The organism is Neobacillus niacini, from assembly GCF_046591715.1.
Classification (GTDB): Bacteria; Bacillota; Bacilli; order Bacillales; family Cytobacillaceae; genus Neobacillus; species Neobacillus niacini_L.
Genome location: NZ_JAWVNQ010000001.1, coordinates 504,945 through 522,535 on the forward strand (window position 1 = coordinate 504,945; position 17,591 = coordinate 522,535).

18 protein-coding genes are annotated in these 17,591 nt (G+C 39.3%); all 18 read left to right on the forward strand.

Annotation, left to right across the window (positions count from 1 at the left end; genetic code table 11):
- Nucleotides 1-61 precede the first annotated feature (61 nt).
- The 18 genes from smc to sucC all read left to right on the forward strand — a co-directional run bounded on the left by smc (nt 62) and on the right by sucC (nt 17,590).
- Nucleotides 62-3,628, forward strand: coding sequence for a chromosome segregation protein SMC (gene smc / locus SFC47_RS02650; RefSeq protein ID WP_411252707.1), 3,567 nt, complete (start codon nt 62-64; stop codon nt 3,626-3,628).
- A gap of 20 nt (nt 3,629-3,648) precedes the next feature.
- On the forward strand, nt 3,649-4,638 hold the full coding sequence (gene ftsY, locus SFC47_RS02655) for a signal recognition particle-docking protein FtsY (RefSeq protein ID WP_411252708.1): 990 nt from the start codon (nt 3,649-3,651) through the stop codon (nt 4,636-4,638).
- An 86-nt stretch (nt 4,639-4,724) separates the two neighbouring features.
- Nucleotides 4,725-5,057 carry a putative DNA-binding protein gene (locus SFC47_RS02660; protein WP_411252709.1) on the forward strand — a complete coding sequence of 111 codons (333 nt, stop codon included), beginning with the start codon at nt 4,725-4,727 and terminating at the stop codon, nt 5,055-5,057.
- Between the two features lie 12 nt (nt 5,058-5,069).
- Nucleotides 5,070-6,422: a signal recognition particle protein gene (ffh, locus tag SFC47_RS02665; RefSeq protein WP_411252710.1), complete on the forward strand. Its 1,353-nt coding sequence runs from the start codon at nt 5,070-5,072 to the stop codon at nt 6,420-6,422.
- Between the two features lie 141 nt (nt 6,423-6,563).
- Entirely contained in the window at nt 6,564-6,836 is a 273-nt protein-coding gene (rpsP, locus tag SFC47_RS02670) for a 30S ribosomal protein S16 (RefSeq protein ID WP_179160869.1), read from the forward strand.
- Between the two features lie 5 nt (nt 6,837-6,841).
- Nucleotides 6,842-7,072 carry a KH domain-containing protein gene (locus SFC47_RS02675; RefSeq protein ID WP_411252711.1) on the forward strand — a complete coding sequence of 77 codons (231 nt, stop codon included), beginning with the start codon at nt 6,842-6,844 and terminating at the stop codon, nt 7,070-7,072.
- A gap of 125 nt (nt 7,073-7,197) precedes the next feature.
- Nucleotides 7,198-7,584, forward strand: coding sequence for a YlqD family protein (locus tag SFC47_RS02680; RefSeq protein WP_411252712.1), 387 nt, complete (start codon nt 7,198-7,200; stop codon nt 7,582-7,584).
- A gap of 14 nt (nt 7,585-7,598) precedes the next feature.
- Nucleotides 7,599-8,117, forward strand: coding sequence for a ribosome maturation factor RimM (rimM, locus tag SFC47_RS02685; protein WP_411252713.1), 519 nt, complete (start codon nt 7,599-7,601; stop codon nt 8,115-8,117).
- The gene (trmD, locus tag SFC47_RS02690) at nt 8,117-8,857 is read left to right on the forward strand and encodes a tRNA (guanosine(37)-N1)-methyltransferase TrmD (protein WP_411253605.1); all 741 of its coding nucleotides are present in this window, start codon (nt 8,117-8,119) and stop codon (nt 8,855-8,857) included. The genes rimM and trmD overlap by 1 nt, the downstream gene beginning before the upstream one ends.
- A 147-nt stretch (nt 8,858-9,004) precedes the next feature.
- Entirely contained in the window at nt 9,005-9,349 is a 345-nt protein-coding gene (gene rplS, locus SFC47_RS02695; RefSeq protein WP_095247673.1) for a 50S ribosomal protein L19, read from the forward strand.
- A gap of 81 nt (nt 9,350-9,430) precedes the next feature.
- On the forward strand, nt 9,431-9,982 hold the full coding sequence (lepB, locus tag SFC47_RS02700) for a signal peptidase I (protein ID WP_411252714.1): 552 nt from the start codon (nt 9,431-9,433) through the stop codon (nt 9,980-9,982).
- Nucleotides 9,983-10,000: 18 nt separating this feature from the next.
- On the forward strand, nt 10,001-10,885 hold the full coding sequence (gene ylqF / locus SFC47_RS02705) for a ribosome biogenesis GTPase YlqF (protein WP_411252715.1): 885 nt from the start codon (nt 10,001-10,003) through the stop codon (nt 10,883-10,885).
- 265 nt (nt 10,886-11,150) lie between these two features.
- A complete protein-coding gene (locus SFC47_RS02710; protein WP_411252716.1) occupies nt 11,151-11,819 on the forward strand; it encodes a helix-turn-helix transcriptional regulator in 669 nt (222 codons plus the stop codon).
- Between the two features lie 33 nt (nt 11,820-11,852).
- Nucleotides 11,853-12,899 carry a PTS sugar transporter subunit IIC gene (locus SFC47_RS02715; protein ID WP_411252717.1) on the forward strand — a complete coding sequence of 349 codons (1,047 nt, stop codon included), beginning with the start codon at nt 11,853-11,855 and terminating at the stop codon, nt 12,897-12,899.
- 48 nt (nt 12,900-12,947) lie between these two features.
- The gene (gene sdaAB / locus SFC47_RS02720; RefSeq protein ID WP_411252718.1) at nt 12,948-13,610 is read left to right on the forward strand and encodes an L-serine ammonia-lyase, iron-sulfur-dependent subunit beta; all 663 of its coding nucleotides are present in this window, start codon (nt 12,948-12,950) and stop codon (nt 13,608-13,610) included.
- A 27-nt stretch (nt 13,611-13,637) separates the two neighbouring features.
- On the forward strand, nt 13,638-14,537 hold the full coding sequence (gene sdaAA / locus SFC47_RS02725; protein ID WP_411252719.1) for an L-serine ammonia-lyase, iron-sulfur-dependent, subunit alpha: 900 nt from the start codon (nt 13,638-13,640) through the stop codon (nt 14,535-14,537).
- A gap of 894 nt (nt 14,538-15,431) precedes the next feature.
- Nucleotides 15,432-16,223: a ribonuclease HII gene (locus SFC47_RS02730; protein ID WP_411252720.1), complete on the forward strand. Its 792-nt coding sequence runs from the start codon at nt 15,432-15,434 to the stop codon at nt 16,221-16,223.
- Nucleotides 16,224-16,429: 206 nt separating this feature from the next.
- Nucleotides 16,430-17,590, forward strand: coding sequence for an ADP-forming succinate--CoA ligase subunit beta (gene sucC / locus SFC47_RS02735; protein WP_411252721.1), 1,161 nt, complete (start codon nt 16,430-16,432; stop codon nt 17,588-17,590).
- Nucleotide 17,591: the final 1 nt, after the last annotated feature.

The following is a 17,591-nucleotide window of genomic DNA, read 5'->3' on the forward strand; positions in this document are numbered from 1 at the left end:
GCAGTAAACAACAGAAGAATGCTAAGGAAGATTCCGGCCAAGCTTTAGGGAGGATAAGGATATGTTTTTAAAACGGTTGGACATCATTGGCTTTAAATCTTTTGCAGATCGTATTGGGGTGGATTTTGTTAAAGGAGTCACTGCTGTAGTTGGTCCAAACGGAAGTGGAAAAAGTAATATAACAGATGCAATTCGCTGGGTATTGGGTGAGCAATCTGCTAAATCACTTAGAGGCTCTAAAATGGAAGATATCATTTTTGCGGGAAGCGATACAAGAAAGCCGTTAAATTATGCGGAAGTGACTCTGACTCTTGATAATCAAGACGAGGGATTATCAATTGATTACAACGAAGTAAGTGTAACAAGGAGGGTCACGCGTTCGGGGGATAGCGAATACCTAATTAATAAACAACCTTGCCGATTGAAGGATATTGTTGATTTGTTTATGGACTCGGGTCTTGGCAGAGAAGCATTTTCAATTATCAGCCAAGGGAAGGTAGAAGAAATTCTCAACAGTAAGGCTGAGGACCGCAGGACCATTTTTGAAGAAGCTGCAGGTGTTTTAAAATATAAAAATCGGAAGAAAAAAGCAGAATCTAAACTGATAGAAACAGAGGATAACCTAAATCGCGTTAATGATATATTACATGAACTTGAAGGACAAGTTGAACCATTAAAGATACAGGCTTCAATAGCAAGGGATTATTTAGATAAGAAAGAAGAGCTTGAGAAAATTGAAGTGGCTTTAACGGTCTACGATATCGAAGATTTACATCAAAAGTGGACAAAGATTTCGACTCAGCTCGAAGAACATCAGCAAGAAGAAATCAGGCTTTCGTCCACGCTGCAAATAAAGGAAGCGAAGATAGAGGAAGCAAGGAATCATATTGCTGCGCTTGACGAGCAAATAACTGATTTGCAAAATGTCCTTCTTCATGCCAGTGAAGAGTTAGAAAAGCTGGAAGGCAGGAAAGAAGTTCTAAAAGAAAGAAAGAAAAATGCCTCTCAAAATAGATCCCAGCTTGAAAAAAGTATTACAGAACTTACAGATAAGATATCTCAATTAAAAAGTAATAGAGATTTACAGGATGAACATGTAAAAAAGCTGACACAGCAAGTGCAGTTTCTTCAAAATCAGTTGAGAGAAAAGCAGGAAAAATTAGCGTTATTCACGGAAAATATTGATGAAAAAATTGAATCCTTAAAAGGTGAATATATTGAACTGTTAAATGAACAAGCTGGAGCGAAAAACGAGGTCAAATATATTGACCAGCAGCTTGAGCAGCAGGAAACAAAAAGTTTGCGGCTGGACTCTGAAAATGTAAAATTTATTGAGGAAAGGCAAATAGCACAAACAAAAATGCTGCAAATTCAAACAGCACTAAATGAGGTTCAAAAAAATCTTTCAAATCAAGTAACGGGTTTCAGGGAGAAACAGCGGAAACTTGACAATTCCCAAAATCATTATCAGAAGCAGGAAAAGACCCTATATCAAGCCTATCAAATTCTTCAACAGGCAAAATCACGAAAAGAAATGCTTGAGGAGATGGAGGAAGATTACTCAGGCTTCTTTCAAGGGGTAAAAGAGGTATTAAAAGCCCGCGGCAATAAGCTTAAAGGTATTGAAGGAGCTGTTGCTGAATTAGTTAAGGTGCCGAAAGAGTACGAGACAGCACTTGAAACTGCATTAGGCGGGGCTTTGCAGCATATTGTTGTGGATACAGAACAGAATGCGCGTATGGCCATTACTTTCTTAAAACAACATTCATTCGGCCGGGCTACTTTTTTACCTTTAAGCGTTATTAAGGGCAGATTGTTGTCATCTTCCCAACTAAACTCTATTCAGAACCATCCTTCATTGGTTGGAAGTGCAGTTGATTTAGTAAATTTCGACCCTAAGTATACAGAAGTCTTCAGTAATCTTTTAGGTAACGTTGTCATAACCAAGGATTTAAAGGGTGCGAATGAACTGGCCAAAATCCTCCAGTATCGCTGCCGGCTAGTGACACTAGATGGTGATATTGTAAACCCAGGCGGCTCGATGACTGGCGGGGCACAAAAGCAGAAGAACAGCTCGTTATTGACAAGAAAAGGTGAGCTGGAAGAGTTGAAGGACAAGCTTGTCGTAATGACTGATAAAACCTCTAGTTTAGAAAACTCTGTTAAGACTTTAAAACAAGAGATTAAATTACAAGACCAAGAGCTAGAGTCTATGCGGAAGGTTGGAGAGGAACTAAGACAAGAGGAACAAACGTTGAAAGGTGACCTAAGGGAAGCCGAATTCGAGGTAAAGAATATCAATAATCGCTTGGCAATGTATGATCTTGAAAAAGGACAATTTAAAGAAGAACAGGTAACCCTGAACAATCGAAAAAATGAACTTATTGAATCATTGTCAAGCTTTAAAGGAAAGATAGAAGCCCTAGATCAACAAATTGCTAAACTAACAGAACAAAAGACAAATGATATCTCATCAAAAGAAGCGCTGACAAAAGAAATAACGGATTTAAAGGTTGAATATGCTGCTAAGAATCAGCAATTTGTAAATACAAAAGAACGATTGACCATAATCGTAGAAGAATTAACACAAAGTGAAGAGAGGCTGTCCCTTTACTCTGAAGATCTTATGCTGCTTACTTCTGAAATGGAAGGCAGTACTTCCGGTGAAGAACAGTTGGAAGCTGCTGCAAAACGAAAACAACAGGATAAGGAACAAACGATTGCCCTTATTTCTTCAAAAAGGCAGGAACGTCTGGAATTGCATGCAGCCCTGGAGGATGCTGAACTAGAAGCAAAGGAATTAAAGCGACTTCATAAGGGTATGGTCGAAGTCTTAAAGGATGAAGAAGTAAAGATTAATCGATTAGACGTTGAACTAGAAAACAAACTGGCTCATCTAAGAGAAGAATATTTACTTTCTTTTGAGGGTGCTAAGGAACAATATCCGCTGACACTTCCAGTAGAAGAATCCAGGAAAAAAGTAAAACTAATCAAATTGGCAATTGATGAACTTGGCAGTGTGAATATTGGAGCGATTGAAGAATACGAGAGAGTTTCGGAACGTTATGAATTTTTAAACGAACAAAAGAACGACCTCAAAGAGGCAAAGGATACGCTTTATCAAGTTATTGACGAAATGGATATTGAAATGAAAAAACGTTTTGAAGAGACCTTTACTGGAATTCGTGAGCATTTTGAACCTGTGTTCCGTGCGTTATTTGGCGGCGGGAGAGCTGATTTAAAACTTACGCAGCCGGAGGACCTATTGAATACCGGAGTAGAAATTGTTGCGCAGCCGCCTGGGAAAAAACTGCAAAATCTTGGTTTATTGTCTGGCGGGGAAAGAGCCCTTACGGCAATCGCTCTGTTATTTGCAATTTTAAAGGTACGCCCGGTTCCATTTTGTATACTTGATGAGGTTGAAGCTGCTCTTGATGAAGCAAACGTTTTTCGTTTCAGTCAATATTTGAAAAGATTTAGTTCAGAAACTCAGTTCATCGTCATCACTCACAGAAAAGGAACAATGGAAGAAGCCGATGTTCTATATGGTGTAACCATGCAGGAATCCGGTGTCTCGAAACTTGTTTCTGTCAGACTTGAGGATACAAAAGAGCTTGTTGAAACTTAAAGGCTAGGATGTGAAGAAAAGTGAGTTTTTTTAAAAAATTAAAAGAGAAAATCACAAAACAAACTGAGGCAGTGACAGAGAAGTTTAAAGATGGTCTATCGAAAACAAGAAATAACTTTTCTGGAAAAGTAAATGATCTTGTTGCAAGGTACCGAAAAGTGGATGAAGATTTCTTCGAGGAGTTAGAAGAAATCCTAATCCAAGCGGATGTTGGCTTCGATACTGTGATGAAACTAATTGAAGAGTTGAAGATGGAGGTTAAGCGCCGAAATATACAAGACCCTGCGGAAGTTCAAAGCGTGATTTCGGAGAAGTTAGTCGACATTTACAATGCTGGTGAGGAGCAATCATCCAGCTTAAATATTCAGGAGGATGGACTTACAGTTATTTTATTTGTCGGTGTTAATGGTGTCGGTAAAACAACGACAATTGGAAAGCTTGGACATAAGTTTAAAAGTGAAGGGAAATCAGTCCTATTAGCTGCTGGTGATACTTTCCGTGCTGGCGCAATTGAACAATTAGAGGTATGGGGAGAAAGAGTCGGTGTGGACGTTATTAAACAGGCAGAAGGCTCCGATCCGGCTGCAGTAATGTATGATGCCATTAAGGCCGCTAAGTCGAGAAATGTGGATATTTTGATTTGTGATACTGCCGGACGTTTGCAAAATAAAGTTAACTTGATGAAGGAACTTGAAAAGGTTAAACGGGTAATTGAACGGGAAGTACCAGGAGCACCACATGAAGTTCTGCTTGTTTTAGATGCAACTACAGGTCAAAATGCACTTATTCAAGCAAAAACCTTTAAAGAGGTCACGAATGTGAGCGGGATTGTTCTTTCAAAATTAGATGGTACGGCAAAGGGCGGTATTGTTTTGGCTATTCGAAATGAATTGAAGATTCCTGTGAAGTACGTGGGTCTTGGTGAAAAAATGGATGATCTTCAGGAATTTAATGCAGAGCAATATGTGTATGGTTTATTCGCTGACCAAGTGGATAATGCTGTAAATTGATGTAAAGATATTTTCTTGACAGACATGGAAGGACTGTGTAAACTACATTTGTAAAGGCTTTTCACTTAACAAAGGGAGGTATACGCATGCTTGAAAAAACAACGCGAATGAATTATCTTTATGATTTCTATTATTCGTTGTTAACACCAAAGCAGCAAAGCTATATGTCTCTCTATTATTTAGATGATTACTCACTTGGAGAAATCGCTGAAGAGTACGATGTAAGCCGCCAGGCTGTCTATGATAACATCAAACGTACGGAAGCTATGCTTGAGGAGTATGAAGAAAAGCTATTACTATTTCATAAATTTCAAGAGCGCAGCAAACTATTAAGGATTGCGAAAGAAATGCTAAATGAAGAACACCCATCAAAGCAGGCAATGCTGGAAGTGGTTGCCGAGCTTGAGAAATTAGATTAGGAGGCGGCATGAATGGCGTTTGAAGGATTAGCCGACCGACTGCAGAATACAATTCAAAAAATCCGCGGTAAAGGAAAAGTCTCTGAAGCGGATGTTAAAGAGATGATGCGTGAAGTCCGCCTTGCGCTATTAGAAGCAGACGTTAACTTCAAGGTTGTCAAAGATTTTGTAAAAAAGGTAAGCGAACGTGCAGTAGGACAAGAAGTACTAAAAAGCTTAACTCCAGGACAGCAGATCATTAAAATTGTTAATGAAGAATTGACAGAATTAATGGGAGGAGAGCAGAGCAAGATTGCTGCTTCTAATCGTCCTCCAACTGTCATTATGATGGTTGGATTACAGGGAGCTGGGAAAACGACTACGACAGGTAAGCTTGCTAACCTGCTTCGCAAAAAGTATAACCGTAAACCTTTGCTTGCAGCTGCTGATATTTATCGGCCTGCTGCGATTAAGCAGCTTCAAACCCTTGGGAAACAATTAGATATGCCGGTATTTTCTTTAGGTGATCAGGTAAGTCCGGTTGAAATTGCAAAGCAAGCGATTGCGAAGGCAAAAGAGGATCATAATGACTATGTCCTTATTGATACGGCCGGACGTTTGCATGTAGATGAAAACCTCATGGGAGAACTGAAGGATATAAAGGAACTTACGAAACCTGATGAGATCTTTCTTGTTGTTGATGCCATGACTGGTCAAGATGCCGTTAATGTAGCCCAAAGCTTTAATGAACAACTTGGTTTAACAGGTGTTGTTTTAACGAAACTTGACGGTGACACACGTGGGGGAGCTGCGCTGTCCATTCGTGCTGTTACCCAGACACCGATTAAGTTTGTCGGTTTGGGTGAGAAAATGGACGCCATTGAACCGTTTCATCCTGAACGGATGGCTTCAAGAATACTCGGTATGGGCGATGTCTTAACTCTTATTGAAAAGGCTCAGGCTAATGTTGATGAACAAAAGGCAAAAGAGCTTGAACAGAAGATGCGGACTGCGTCATTTACGCTTGATGACTTTTTGGAGCAGCTGGGACAAGTCCGCAATTTGGGACCACTCGATGAACTTTTAAAAATGATGCCGGGTGCAAACAAAATTAAGGGCTTGAACAATATTCAAATTGAAGAAAAGCAAATTGCACACGTTGAAGCCATCATTCAGTCAATGACAAAAGCAGAAAAAGAACATCCAGAGATTTTGAATTCAAACAGAAAAAGAAGGATTGCCAAAGGAAGCGGAAGAACGGTTCCTGAGGTAAACCGTTTATTGAAGCAGTTTGAAGACATGAAGAAGATGATGAAGCAAATGTCAGGAATGCAGCAAAAAGGCAAGAAAAAAGGCGGATTTAAATTTCCGTTCAAACCTTTCTAAGACGAAAAGCGTAAGCTTTTTAGCATGTTTGAACTTGTATGAAATTGGAAATACTACTGTAAAGAAAAAACACTTTACAAATGAATTAATAATTGATAATATACTATCTTGTGTGAAACTATTCGGAGGTGCTTATTTAAAATGGCAGTAAAAATTCGTTTAAAGCGTATGGGAGCTAAAAAGACTCCTTTCTATCGTATCGTAGCAGCAGATTCTCGTTCTCCTCGTGACGGACGTTACATTGAAGTGATTGGAACTTACAATCCAGTGGCTCAGCCAGCTGCAATCCAAATCAACGAAGATTTGGCTCTTAAATGGTTACAAGACGGTGCTAAACCATCTGATACAGTTCGTAACCTTTTCTCAAACCAAGGCATCATGGAAAAATTCCATAATGCTAAGCACAGCAAGTAATTGCTATGAAGCAATTAATTGAAACAATTGTTAAGCCCCTTGTTGATTTTCCAGAAGACGTTCAAGTTAATGTTAACGAAGAGGATCAGCGAATTACCTATCACCTAACTGTCAACAAGACAGATATGGGAAAAGTGATTGGAAAGCAAGGGCGTGTTGCAAAGGCCATAAGGACTGTTGTATATGCAGCAGGATCATCACAACAAAAGAAAATTTTTCTAGAGATTGGTGAATAGCTTTTTGCATCTAGATTAAAGGGAGGGATTGAAATCCTCCCTTTTTTGCTATATGGAAAAGCGAAAATCTCCTAGGCGCTGCAGTTAGACATTTCTCGAGGTTCATTGAACAAGGAGGGGACTTTATGCAACTCATTCGTACTGTTGTGGTGAAACAGGTCTTAACCGAAGCAAGCAAGCAAAAGCTGCTTGAAAAATATTTTGCTGGTAAGCTGCAGATGCAAAAAGAATATGAGCAGCTTCAATTTGAGTTAAAGAAGTTAGAAAAAACCAAAAAGTATCAAACAAGCGCCCTTAAAAGTCACTTTGAAAAAGAATTGAAAAAACGCCATGATAAAGAAAAGCTTTATGAGTTTCAAATTGAACAACTACATATGCTACCAATAGGCAGTGAAATGAAGCAAAAAGAAGTGCAATCCCTGGTCGAAGTAAAGGTTGGCGACAATTGGGAAGAAGTGATGGAAAAAACGACTATTATCATAAAAGACGGCATAATCGAGGAAATAAGATAGAGGTGACAAACAAAATGGAAAAATGGTTTAATGTCGGCAAAATCGTCAATACACACGGAATTAGAGGTGAAGTCAGGGTAATTTCTAAAACGGATTTTCCGCAGCAGCGATACAAGGCAGGGAATAAATTATATTTGTTTATGCCTAAGTCTAATAACCCGATTGAATTAATAGTAAAGACCCATCGGGAACATAAAAATTTCAATTTGCTTACCTTTGAAGGGTTCGAAAATATTAATGAAGTTGAAAAGTTTAGGGATGGTATCCTAAAGGTGCCAGAATCCCAACTTGGGAATCTTGAAGAAGACGAATATTACTATCATGAAATCATTGGATGCATGGTGTCTACCACGAGCGGTGAAGAACTTGGCAAGGTTACAGAGATATTATCTCCCGGGGCTAACGATGTATGGGTTATTAAATCAACGAAAGGCAAGGAGATCTTAATTCCGTATATTGAGGATGTTGTGAAAAAGGTGGATGTGAAGGAAAAAAGTATCCTGATTGAGCCAATGGAAGGACTGCTTTCATGATGAAAATAGATGTACTGACATTATTTCCTGATATGTTTTCAGGAGTATTCGGACATTCAATTTTACATAAGGCTGCCCAAAAAGGTGCTGTTACCTATAATGTTGTTAATTTTCGTGACTATGCTGATAATAAGCATCAAACGGTAGACGACTATCCTTATGGCGGCGGAGCAGGCATGGTCTTGAAGCCTCAGCCTCTCTTTGATGCAGTTAGTGCACTTAAGGAACAAGCAGAAAGTAATAAAACAAGAGTGGTCCTGCTTTGTCCCCAAGGAAAACGCTATGACCAAACAATAGCAGAAGAATTAGCGAAAGAGGACCATCTTATTTTTGTATGCGGCCATTATGAGGGCTATGATGAAAGAATTCGTGAACATGTGGTAAGTGATGAGATCTCTATCGGTGATTATGTATTAACTGGCGGTGAACTTGGGGCGATGGTTGTGATTGATAGTGTTGTGCGTCTCTTACCAGAAGTTTTAGGAAATCAAGAATCACATATGAAAGATTCGTTTAGTACAGGACTATTGGAGCATCCTCACTATACCAGGCCAGCTGACTTTCGCGGAATGAAGGTTCCGGAGGTACTTCTGCAAGGAAACCATCGATTAATCGAAGAATGGCGAACCAAGGAAGCACTGCGCCGTACCTTCCTTAGGAGGCCGGACTTATTAGAAAAGATTGAATTAAGTCAGGAACAGGAAAAATGGCTGAATGAAATAAAAAAAGAATATGAGTAGATATTGCATGAAGTTGTCTTTTATGTTAAGATACTTCTTGTGACTTGAGCTGAGTAACTTATTCAGTGTGGTCTTATAAAGATGTTCCGCTGCAATGGAATAGGATAGTAGATATGCATGAGCGTCTGTTGGAAGGAGTTGAAAACGATGCAACATTTGATTGAAGAAATCACAAAAGAACAACTTCGTTCTGATTTACCTGCGTTTCGTCCTGGTGATACTGTACGTGTACACGTTAAAGTTGTCGAGGGTACTCGTGAGCGTATTCAGTTATTCGAAGGTGTAGTGATTAAGCGTCGTGGTGGTGGAATTAGTGAAACTTTCACAGTTCGTAAGGTATCTTACGGAGTAGGCGTAGAGCGTACTTTCCCTGTACACACACCTAAAATTGCGAAGCTTGAAGTATTGCGCCGCGGTAAAGTTCGCCGTGCTAAGCTATACTACTTACGTAAGCTGCGTGGTAAAAAAGCTCGTATTAAAGAAATTCGATAATAAAAGAAAGAGCTTGCTTTGCAAGCTCTTTTTTCGTACATATCTTATCAAACATTTTTTTGTGATTGGTGGGGAACAAAGATGATTAAAAAGAAAAATGAACTTTGGGAATGGACGAAGGCATTGTTAATTGCAGTAGCACTGGCAGCTGTTATTCGTTACTTTCTTTTTGCACCAATTGTAGTAGACGGGCTGTCAATGATGCCCACGCTGGAGCACCAAGACCGTATGATAGTGAACAAGCTAAGCTATAATATAGGTGAGCCAAAACGGTTTGATATTATTGTCTTTCATGCGCCTGAACAGAAGGATTATATAAAAAGAGTAATTGGTCTGCCTGGCGACCGGATTGAATATAAAGATGATACTTTATATGTAAATGGAAAAGCGTATGAAGAACCATATTTAGATGAGTATAAGAAAAAAGTTGAAGGACCGCTGACTGACCCTTTTACCCTTGAAGAGACTCCTGCAGGTGTAGAAACAGTACCAGAAGGTGAATTATTCGTAATGGGGGATAACCGCCGTTTCAGCAAAGACAGCAGGCATATTGGAACCATCTCAATGGACAAAATAATCGGTAAAACAAGTATTGTATATTGGCCATTAAAAGATGCTCACATTGTGAAATAGATTTAGGAGGTGGCTGCTTTGACAATCCAATGGTTTCCTGGCCATATGGCAAAGGCTCGAAGAGAAGTCACGGAAAAATTAAAACTAGTAGATATTATTTATGAATTAGTGGATGCAAGAATTCCCTATTCGTCTCGAAATCCAATGATTGATGAAATTATTCAGCATAAACCTAGACTAGTCCTCTTAAATAAAGCAGATTTAGCAGATAAGGCAATTACAAAGGAATGGATTGCACATTTTGCTGAAAGAGGAATAAAAGCAATAGCTATTAATTCTCAAGCTGGTGAGGGTATGAAGGATATTGTAAAAGCATCTCATGAAATCTTAAAGGAAAAGTTTGATCGATTAAGAGCAAAGGGTGTTGTCAATCCAAGAGCTATTCGAGCCATGATTGTTGGCATTCCCAATGCAGGCAAATCAACATTGATTAATCGACTAGCAAAGAAAAATATTGCAAAGACTGGCAATACACCGGGAGTAACAAAAGCCCAGCAGTGGATAAAGGTGGGAAAAGAGCTGGAGTTATTGGATACACCAGGTATCCTTTGGCCAAAGTTTGAAGACCAAGAGGTTGGAAAGAAATTAGCTGTAACGGGGGCAATCAAAGATACTCTTCTAAATCTGCAAGACCTGGTTGTCTTTTCACTTAAGTTTCTTGAAGAGCGTTATCCAGAACGTCTTAAAGAACGCTACAAGCTTGAATCAGTGCCAGAAAATGTGGTAGAGATGTTTGACCAAATCGGGGAGCTTAGAGGCTGCCTCGGAGCTGGTGGAGTCGTGGACTATGATAAGGTATCAGAACTTGTTATTCGGGAAATTAGAAGTGAGAAATTTGGACCTCTAACTTTCGAACGCCCAAGGGATATAATCGCTAAAACTGAAATGGATATTGGAAAATAAGGCTCTCCTTTAAGGGGGAGCTTATTTTTTTGCAGGCGAATTGGTTTTTCAAAAAAATTAGTAAATATTATTAAAATTTTTTTGTAACTATTAAAATTTTATTTGAACTCTATCATCTTATGTGTTATTCTAAAAAAGCTAATTAGCCGAAGTGATATAAGTAAATTGTTTGTTTAGAAGTATTTTTTTGTTAAATGGAAATAAAAGTGCTATTCTAATATTTTTTTATTAAAATTTGTAAACGTTTGCAGGAGGTGGTTGGTAAGTGAAAACCAGTGATCAACATGTATTTAATTTAGCTATTCGTACAGCAGATATGCTGGTAAAAATGTTTGGAAGCAGGTGTGAAGTTGCTGTCCATGACTTTAGTGATTTAAAAAAATCATTAATTTACATAGCTGGGAATGTAACTGGGAGGAAAATTGGTTCCCCAATTACAGATCTAGTTTTGAATGAGCTTGTAAAGCAAAAGTCGGAAATAAAAGATATTCCAAATTATAAAACCCAGTCCAGCAAAGGGATTATTATGAAATCTTCCACAGTATTTTTACGTGACTCAAAAGAGAAAGTAATTGGTGCTTTGTGTATGAATTATGATATTTCCCTGTTAATGCAATTTGATAGAGAAATAGAAGATTTTATCAGCTTCGAGGAAACTAAATCTGAAAGTTTTTATTCAACCGTCCAAGATGTCATTCAAAATATGGTTGATCAGGTCTTGCGTGAATTTAAAAAGGCGCCATCAGCAATGAATCTAGAAGATAAGATTGAATGTGTTCGATTACTTGAGGAAAAAGGGGCTTTCTTAATAAAGGGCTCAACTGAGTATTTGGCATCGGTTTTAGGAGTTTCCAAGTTTACCATCTATAACTACCTCCAAAAAATAAGAACACAAAACGAGTACCATATAGAAGAACCTGTAATTAAAAAATAATACTTACATCACAAGATTCTAAGGAGACTTATTATGGAGATTTTAAAAGGAACCGCATTATTATTATTAGTTTTAGGATTGTTCTGGTTATTTAGTTATAAGGCGCCAAAAGGAATGAAGGCGATGGGCGCTCTAGCGAATGCAGCTTGTGCAGCGTTCCTTGTGGAAGCGTTTCAATTATATGTAGGCGGAGATTTAATAGGAATTAAATTTCTCGGTGAGGTCGGCACTGCCGCAGGAAGTATGGGCGGTGTAGCAGCAGCAGCCTTGGTTGCCTTAGCCGTAGGTGTATCACCCGTATATGCATTAATGTTAGGTGTATCGTGTGCGGGATTGGGATTACTTCCAGGATTTATTGCAGGGTATTTAGTAGCATTTCTAGTAAAATTGATTGAAAAGAAGGTACCAGGCGGTTTAGACCTAATCGTGACAATTCTAATTGCGGCCCCTCTTGTCCGCTTAATTGCAGTAGGCATGAAGCCGGTGGTTGATGCAACACTTTTGAATATTGGCGGAATCATTACAGAAACAGCTAGCAGTAATCCAATCTTAATGGGGATAATTTTGGGCGGCGTTATTACTGTAGTTGCTACTGCTCCTTTAAGTTCTATGGCTTTAACAGCAATGCTGGGCTTAACAGGTGTACCAATGGCAATTGGGGCATTGTCTGTATTCGGATCTTCATTTATGAATTACGTTTTATTTGATCGCATAAAATTTGGTGATAGAAAGACAACCATTGCAGTAGCAATTGAGCCCTTAACACAAGCACATATTATTTCGGCCAATCCAATTCCTGTGTATGTTACTAACTTTATTGGCGGGGCGTCTGCAGGGGTAATTGTTGCTTTGTCTGGTTTAATTAATGACGCAACAGGAACAGCAACACCAATTGCCGGATTAGCTGTTATGTACGGTTTTAATGACCCGCTTAAAGTAACATTAGTTGCTCTAGCTTGTGCCACTGTAGGAGCATTAAGCGGATTCATTGGTTCTATTATCTTCAAGAATTTCAAAATTAAAACCGTTGCAGATCTAAATGCAATGGATAAAAAATCAGAAGAAGCACAGGCTGCCTAATCAACTGCCATGAAGAACTATCATTAACAGCTTTAGGGGGCAAAATGCATGAAATATAGATCAGCTTTTGAAATAATCGGTCCTGTAATGATTGGACCATCAAGTTCTCATACAGCAGGTGCAGCTCGAATTGGCCGGGTGGCAAGAACCTTATTCGGTAAACAGCCAAAAAGAGCAATTATTTCCTTGTATGGGTCCTTTGCAAAAACCTACAAAGGCCACGGAACGGATTGTGCGTTAGTTGGAGGTTTATTAGACTTTGATACGTTTGATGAACGTATTCCAAGTGCATTGGAACTTGCAGAAAATGCAGGGATTCAAGTTGTGTTTCTTCCTGAAAATGCAGTTACAGAGCACCCGAACACGGTAAAGATAAATTTATATGATGAAGAAGACGAATTGGAAGTTGTGGGTATTTCTATAGGTGGAGGAACAATTGAAATTACCGAATTAAATTCCTTTAAGTTAAAACTGTCAGGTGAACATCCAGCTATTCTGGTTGTCCATAATGATCGCTATGGAATGATATCGTCAGTTACTAGCATTTTAACCGATTATGAAATAAATATTGGCCATATGGAGGTTTCTAGAAAAGAAAAAGGTGATATTGCCTTAATGGTCATCGAGACGGACCAGAACATTAGTGATACTGTGATTTGTGAATTGAAGAAATTATCAGATGTTACCCAAATCATTAGAATGATTGAATAACATCGTTAGACAGCAGGAGGTTACAGCATGTTTAGAAATGTAGCAGAACTCGTTGAACTTGCAGAAACAAACAAAGTGAAAATAGCAGAAATTATGATAAGACAAGAGGTTGAAGTAACTGGCCTCACAAGAGAACAGATTATTGCAAAAATGGATACTAATTTAACTGTTATGGAAGAGGCAATACAAAGAGGTCTAAATGGTGTAAGGTCTCATTCAGGTCTAACAGGCGGGGACGCTGTTCTGCTTCAGAATTATATTAAGAGCGGAAAAGCATTATCAGGAAGTATTCTTTTAGATGCAGTAAGTAAGGCGGTTGCTACTAATGAAGTTAATGCTGCAATGGGTATTATTTGTGCAACGCCAACAGCAGGATCTGCAGGAGTTGTTCCAGGAACACTATTTGCGATAAAAGAACAATTAAAGCCAAGTCGTCAAGAAATGATAGAGTTTTTGTTTACTTCAGCAGCTTTCGGTTTCGTAGTTGCTAATAATGCCTCCATTTCTGGCGCCGCAGGTGGTTGTCAGGCAGAGGTAGGTTCTGCAAGTGGCATGGCAGCTGCTGCAATAGTAGAAATGGCAGGAGGCAGTCCAAAGCAGGCAGCAGAGGCTATGGCAATTACGTTGAAAAACATGCTTGGATTGGTTTGTGATCCTGTGGCAGGTTTGGTAGAAGTACCATGTGTAAAACGTAATGCTATGGGGGCTTCTAATGCGATTACAGCAGCTGATATGGCTTTAGCAGGAATCTCTAGCAAGATTCCTTGTGATGAAGTTATTCATGCGATGTTTCTAATTGGACAAGCCATGCCATCATCATTGAAGGAGACAGCGGAGGGTGGTCTTGCAGCTACACCAACAGGACGCAGACTTGAACAAGAGATTTTTGGGGATACAATCAAATTAAAAGATTTAGTATTAGCTTAATTCTTTTAATATACAACCTTACTTAAAAGCACACCTATTCTGTGCTAAGGCTGTCGAGAAAATCTCGACAGCCTTTAATATCTTTAACAAGGACAAATCCTTCTGCTTGCGCTTACGATTTGTTCTCAAGACCGCGGATGATGGACAAATCCTTCTGCTTGCGCTAGCGATTTGTCCTCAAGACCGCGGATGAAGGACAAATCCTACTTGCTGGCAACCGATTTGTCCTCAAGGCACTGGATAAAGGACAAATCCTTCTGCTTGCGCTTACGATTTGTTCTCAAGACCGCGGATGAAGGACAAATCCTACTGGCGGGCCAATCGATTTGTCCTCAAGACCGCGGATGAAGGACAAATCCTATTGTCGGGCCAACCGATTTGTCCTCAAGACCCCGGATGAAGGACAAATCCTATTGGCTGGGCAACCGATATGTCCTCAATACCGCGGATGAAGGACAAATCCTTCTGCTTGCGCTAGCGATTTGTCCTCAAGACCCCGGATGAAGGACAAATCCTACTTGCTGGCCAACCGATTTGTCCTTAAGACCCCTTATGAAGGACAAATCCTGCTGTCGGGCCAACCGATTTGTCCTCAAGACCCCGGATGAAGGACAAATCCTATTGGCTGGACAGACGATTTGTCCTCAAGACCCCGGATAAAGGACAAATCCTACTGCTTGCGCTAGCGATTTGTTCTCAAGACCGCGGATGAAGGACAAATCCTATTGGCTGGGCAACCGATTTGTCCTCAAATTGAATTTACAATGCTAAAAAATCGGCAGGATAGACTCAGAGAAAAAAGGAACTTTCTCGACAATTTAAGCACACCTATTGTGTGCTTTTACCATTGAAAACAAGTCGGTATAAATGTATTATGTACAACGGGTGAAGAAAATGAAAGTACAAACAATAGCAGAAATAGAGCAGCAGCTTCATAGAATAAAATCTGATAGTGACCCTTTATTTCGGAAATATCAACAGGATGAACGTAAAGGGGTCCAACATTTAGTACATAAATGGTTAAAGAAAATGGAACAAGAAAGACTGCAGCAGGAAAAGTTTCATGAAATGAGTGTATACGAAAGGAAATGGCGTGCAAAGGGTTATCAATATATTGCTGGTGTTGATGAAGTAGGCAGAGGTCCGCTTGCCGGGCCGGTAGCAGCAGCAGCCGTTATTTTGCCGAAGGATTTTTTCTTACCGGGGATTGATGATTCAAAGAAACTTACCGAAAAGAAACGGTTTGAATATGATTCAATTATTCGAAAAGAAGCGATAGCTGTAAGTGTCGCAATGATTGATGCGGACGAAATAGATACCATTAATATTTACGAGGCCGCAAAAAAGGCAATGTTAGCTGCTATTGCTGCTTTACCAACCAAACCAGATGTTCTCTTAATTGATGCAATGAAGCTCGAGACACCTTATGCTGCAGAGTCTATTATAAAAGGTGATGCTAAGAGTATTTCGATTGCTGCAGCATCCATCGTAGCAAAGGTGGCCAGGGATCAATTAATGATGAAATTATCGGCTGAATTTCCTGAATATGGTTTTGGGCAAAACATGGGTTACGGGACAAAAGAGCATATTTTGGCAATTCAAAAGTATGGAATAACACCATTTCACCGTAAGAGTTTTGCACCAATTAAGGACATGTTATTTGCTAATAACAAAACAAGCTTCTAATGGCTTGTTTTGTTATTGTTAAAAAATAATTCGTTGTTCCTATTTGGCCTCACTTTAAATGAAAGCGCTTTAATTTGTGCTGATGATAATTCATAATATTATGAGGATAATAATTTTTTTTGCGCATAATGGTGGACAAGGTATCTGTCATTCTATAAAATGAAAACGGAGTCAATTTTTTGAAGAGTTTGATAGGAGGATGGGAAATGAATATCCATGAGTATCAGGGGAAAGAAATCCTCAGAAAATACGGGGTAAGTGTTCCTAATGGTAAAGTGGCATTCACGGTTGAAGAAGCAGTTGAAGCCGCAAAAGAATTAGGCACACAAGTATGTGTAGTTAAGGCGCAAATTCATGCTGGCGGTCGGGGTAAAGCCGGCGGTGTTAAAGTTGCTAAAAATCTGGATGAAGTGCGTACATACGCTGGTGAAATTCTAGGGAAAACATTAGTTACTCACCAAACTGGTCCTGAAGGTAAAGAAGTAAAGCGTCTTTTAATCGAAGAAGGCTGCGACATCAAAAAAGAATACTATGTTGGTCTTGTACTAGATCGTGCTACATCAAGAGTTGTGCTCATGGCTTCTGAGGAAGGCGGAACAGAAATCGAAGAAGTAGCTGAAAAGACTCCGGAGAAAATCTTCAAAGAAGAAATTGATCCGGTTGTGGGCTTAATGCCGTATCAGGCTAGACGTATTGCTTTCAATATCAACATTCCAAAAGAGCTGGTTAATCAAGCAGTTAAGTTCATGATGGGCTTATATAATGCTTATATTGAAAAAGATTGTTCAATCGCAGAGATTAACCCACTGGTTGTAACCGGAGATGGTAAAGTAATGGCGTTAGATGCAAAGTTAAACTTTGACTCAAATGCATTATACCGTCAAAAAGATGTGCTTGAATACCGTGATCTTGAAGAAGAAGATCCAAAGGAAATTGAAGCATCTAAATATGATTTAAGCTATATTTCATTAGATGGAAATATTGGCTGTATGGTCAACGGTGCAGGCCTTGCAATGGCAACAATGGATATTGTAAAGCACTATGGCGGCGACCCGGCGAACTTCCTTGATGTCGGGGGCGGTGCAACAGCTGAGAAAGTTACAGAAGCATTCAAAATTATCCTTTCTGATCCAAACGTAAAAGGTATTTTTGTTAATATTTTTGGCGGAATCATGAAATGTGATGTCATTGCTGAGGGTGTTGTAGAAGCGGCTAAGCAAGTTCAATTAAGTGTACCTCTTGTTGTACGTTTGGAAGGTACAAACGTTGATTTAGGTAAGAAGATTCTTGCTGATTCTGGTTTAGCAATCACTCCTGCAGAATCAATGGCTGACGGCGCACAAAAAATCGTTTCACTTGTGAAATAGG

What these genes read in the sequence shown, in the direction of transcription:
- SFC47_RS02680 (WP_411252712.1), top strand. Translation starts at nt 7,198, where the DNA reads ATGCAACTCATTCGTACTGTTGTGGTGAAACAGGTCTTAACCGAAGCA.
- trmD (WP_411253605.1), top strand. Translation starts at nt 8,117, where the DNA reads ATGAAAATAGATGTACTGACATTATTTCCTGATATGTTTTCAGGAGTA.
- SFC47_RS02660 (WP_411252709.1), top strand. Translation starts at nt 4,725, where the DNA reads ATGCTTGAAAAAACAACGCGAATGAATTATCTTTATGATTTCTATTAT.
- smc (WP_411252707.1), top strand. Translation starts at nt 62, where the DNA reads ATGTTTTTAAAACGGTTGGACATCATTGGCTTTAAATCTTTTGCAGAT.
- sdaAA (WP_411252719.1), top strand. Translation starts at nt 13,638, where the DNA reads ATGTTTAGAAATGTAGCAGAACTCGTTGAACTTGCAGAAACAAACAAA.
- rimM (WP_411252713.1), top strand. Translation starts at nt 7,599, where the DNA reads ATGGAAAAATGGTTTAATGTCGGCAAAATCGTCAATACACACGGAATT.
- ffh (WP_411252710.1), top strand. Translation starts at nt 5,070, where the DNA reads ATGGCGTTTGAAGGATTAGCCGACCGACTGCAGAATACAATTCAAAAA.
- rplS (WP_095247673.1), top strand. Translation starts at nt 9,005, where the DNA reads ATGCAACATTTGATTGAAGAAATCACAAAAGAACAACTTCGTTCTGAT.
- sdaAB (WP_411252718.1), top strand. Translation starts at nt 12,948, where the DNA reads ATGAAATATAGATCAGCTTTTGAAATAATCGGTCCTGTAATGATTGGA.
- SFC47_RS02730 (WP_411252720.1), top strand. Translation starts at nt 15,432, where the DNA reads ATGAAAGTACAAACAATAGCAGAAATAGAGCAGCAGCTTCATAGAATA.
- SFC47_RS02715 (WP_411252717.1), top strand. Translation starts at nt 11,853, where the DNA reads ATGGAGATTTTAAAAGGAACCGCATTATTATTATTAGTTTTAGGATTG.
- sucC (WP_411252721.1), top strand. Translation starts at nt 16,430, where the DNA reads ATGAATATCCATGAGTATCAGGGGAAAGAAATCCTCAGAAAATACGGG.
- lepB (WP_411252714.1), top strand. Translation starts at nt 9,431, where the DNA reads ATGATTAAAAAGAAAAATGAACTTTGGGAATGGACGAAGGCATTGTTA.
- rpsP (WP_179160869.1), top strand. Translation starts at nt 6,564, where the DNA reads ATGGCAGTAAAAATTCGTTTAAAGCGTATGGGAGCTAAAAAGACTCCT.
- SFC47_RS02675 (WP_411252711.1), top strand. Translation starts at nt 6,842, where the DNA reads ATGAAGCAATTAATTGAAACAATTGTTAAGCCCCTTGTTGATTTTCCA.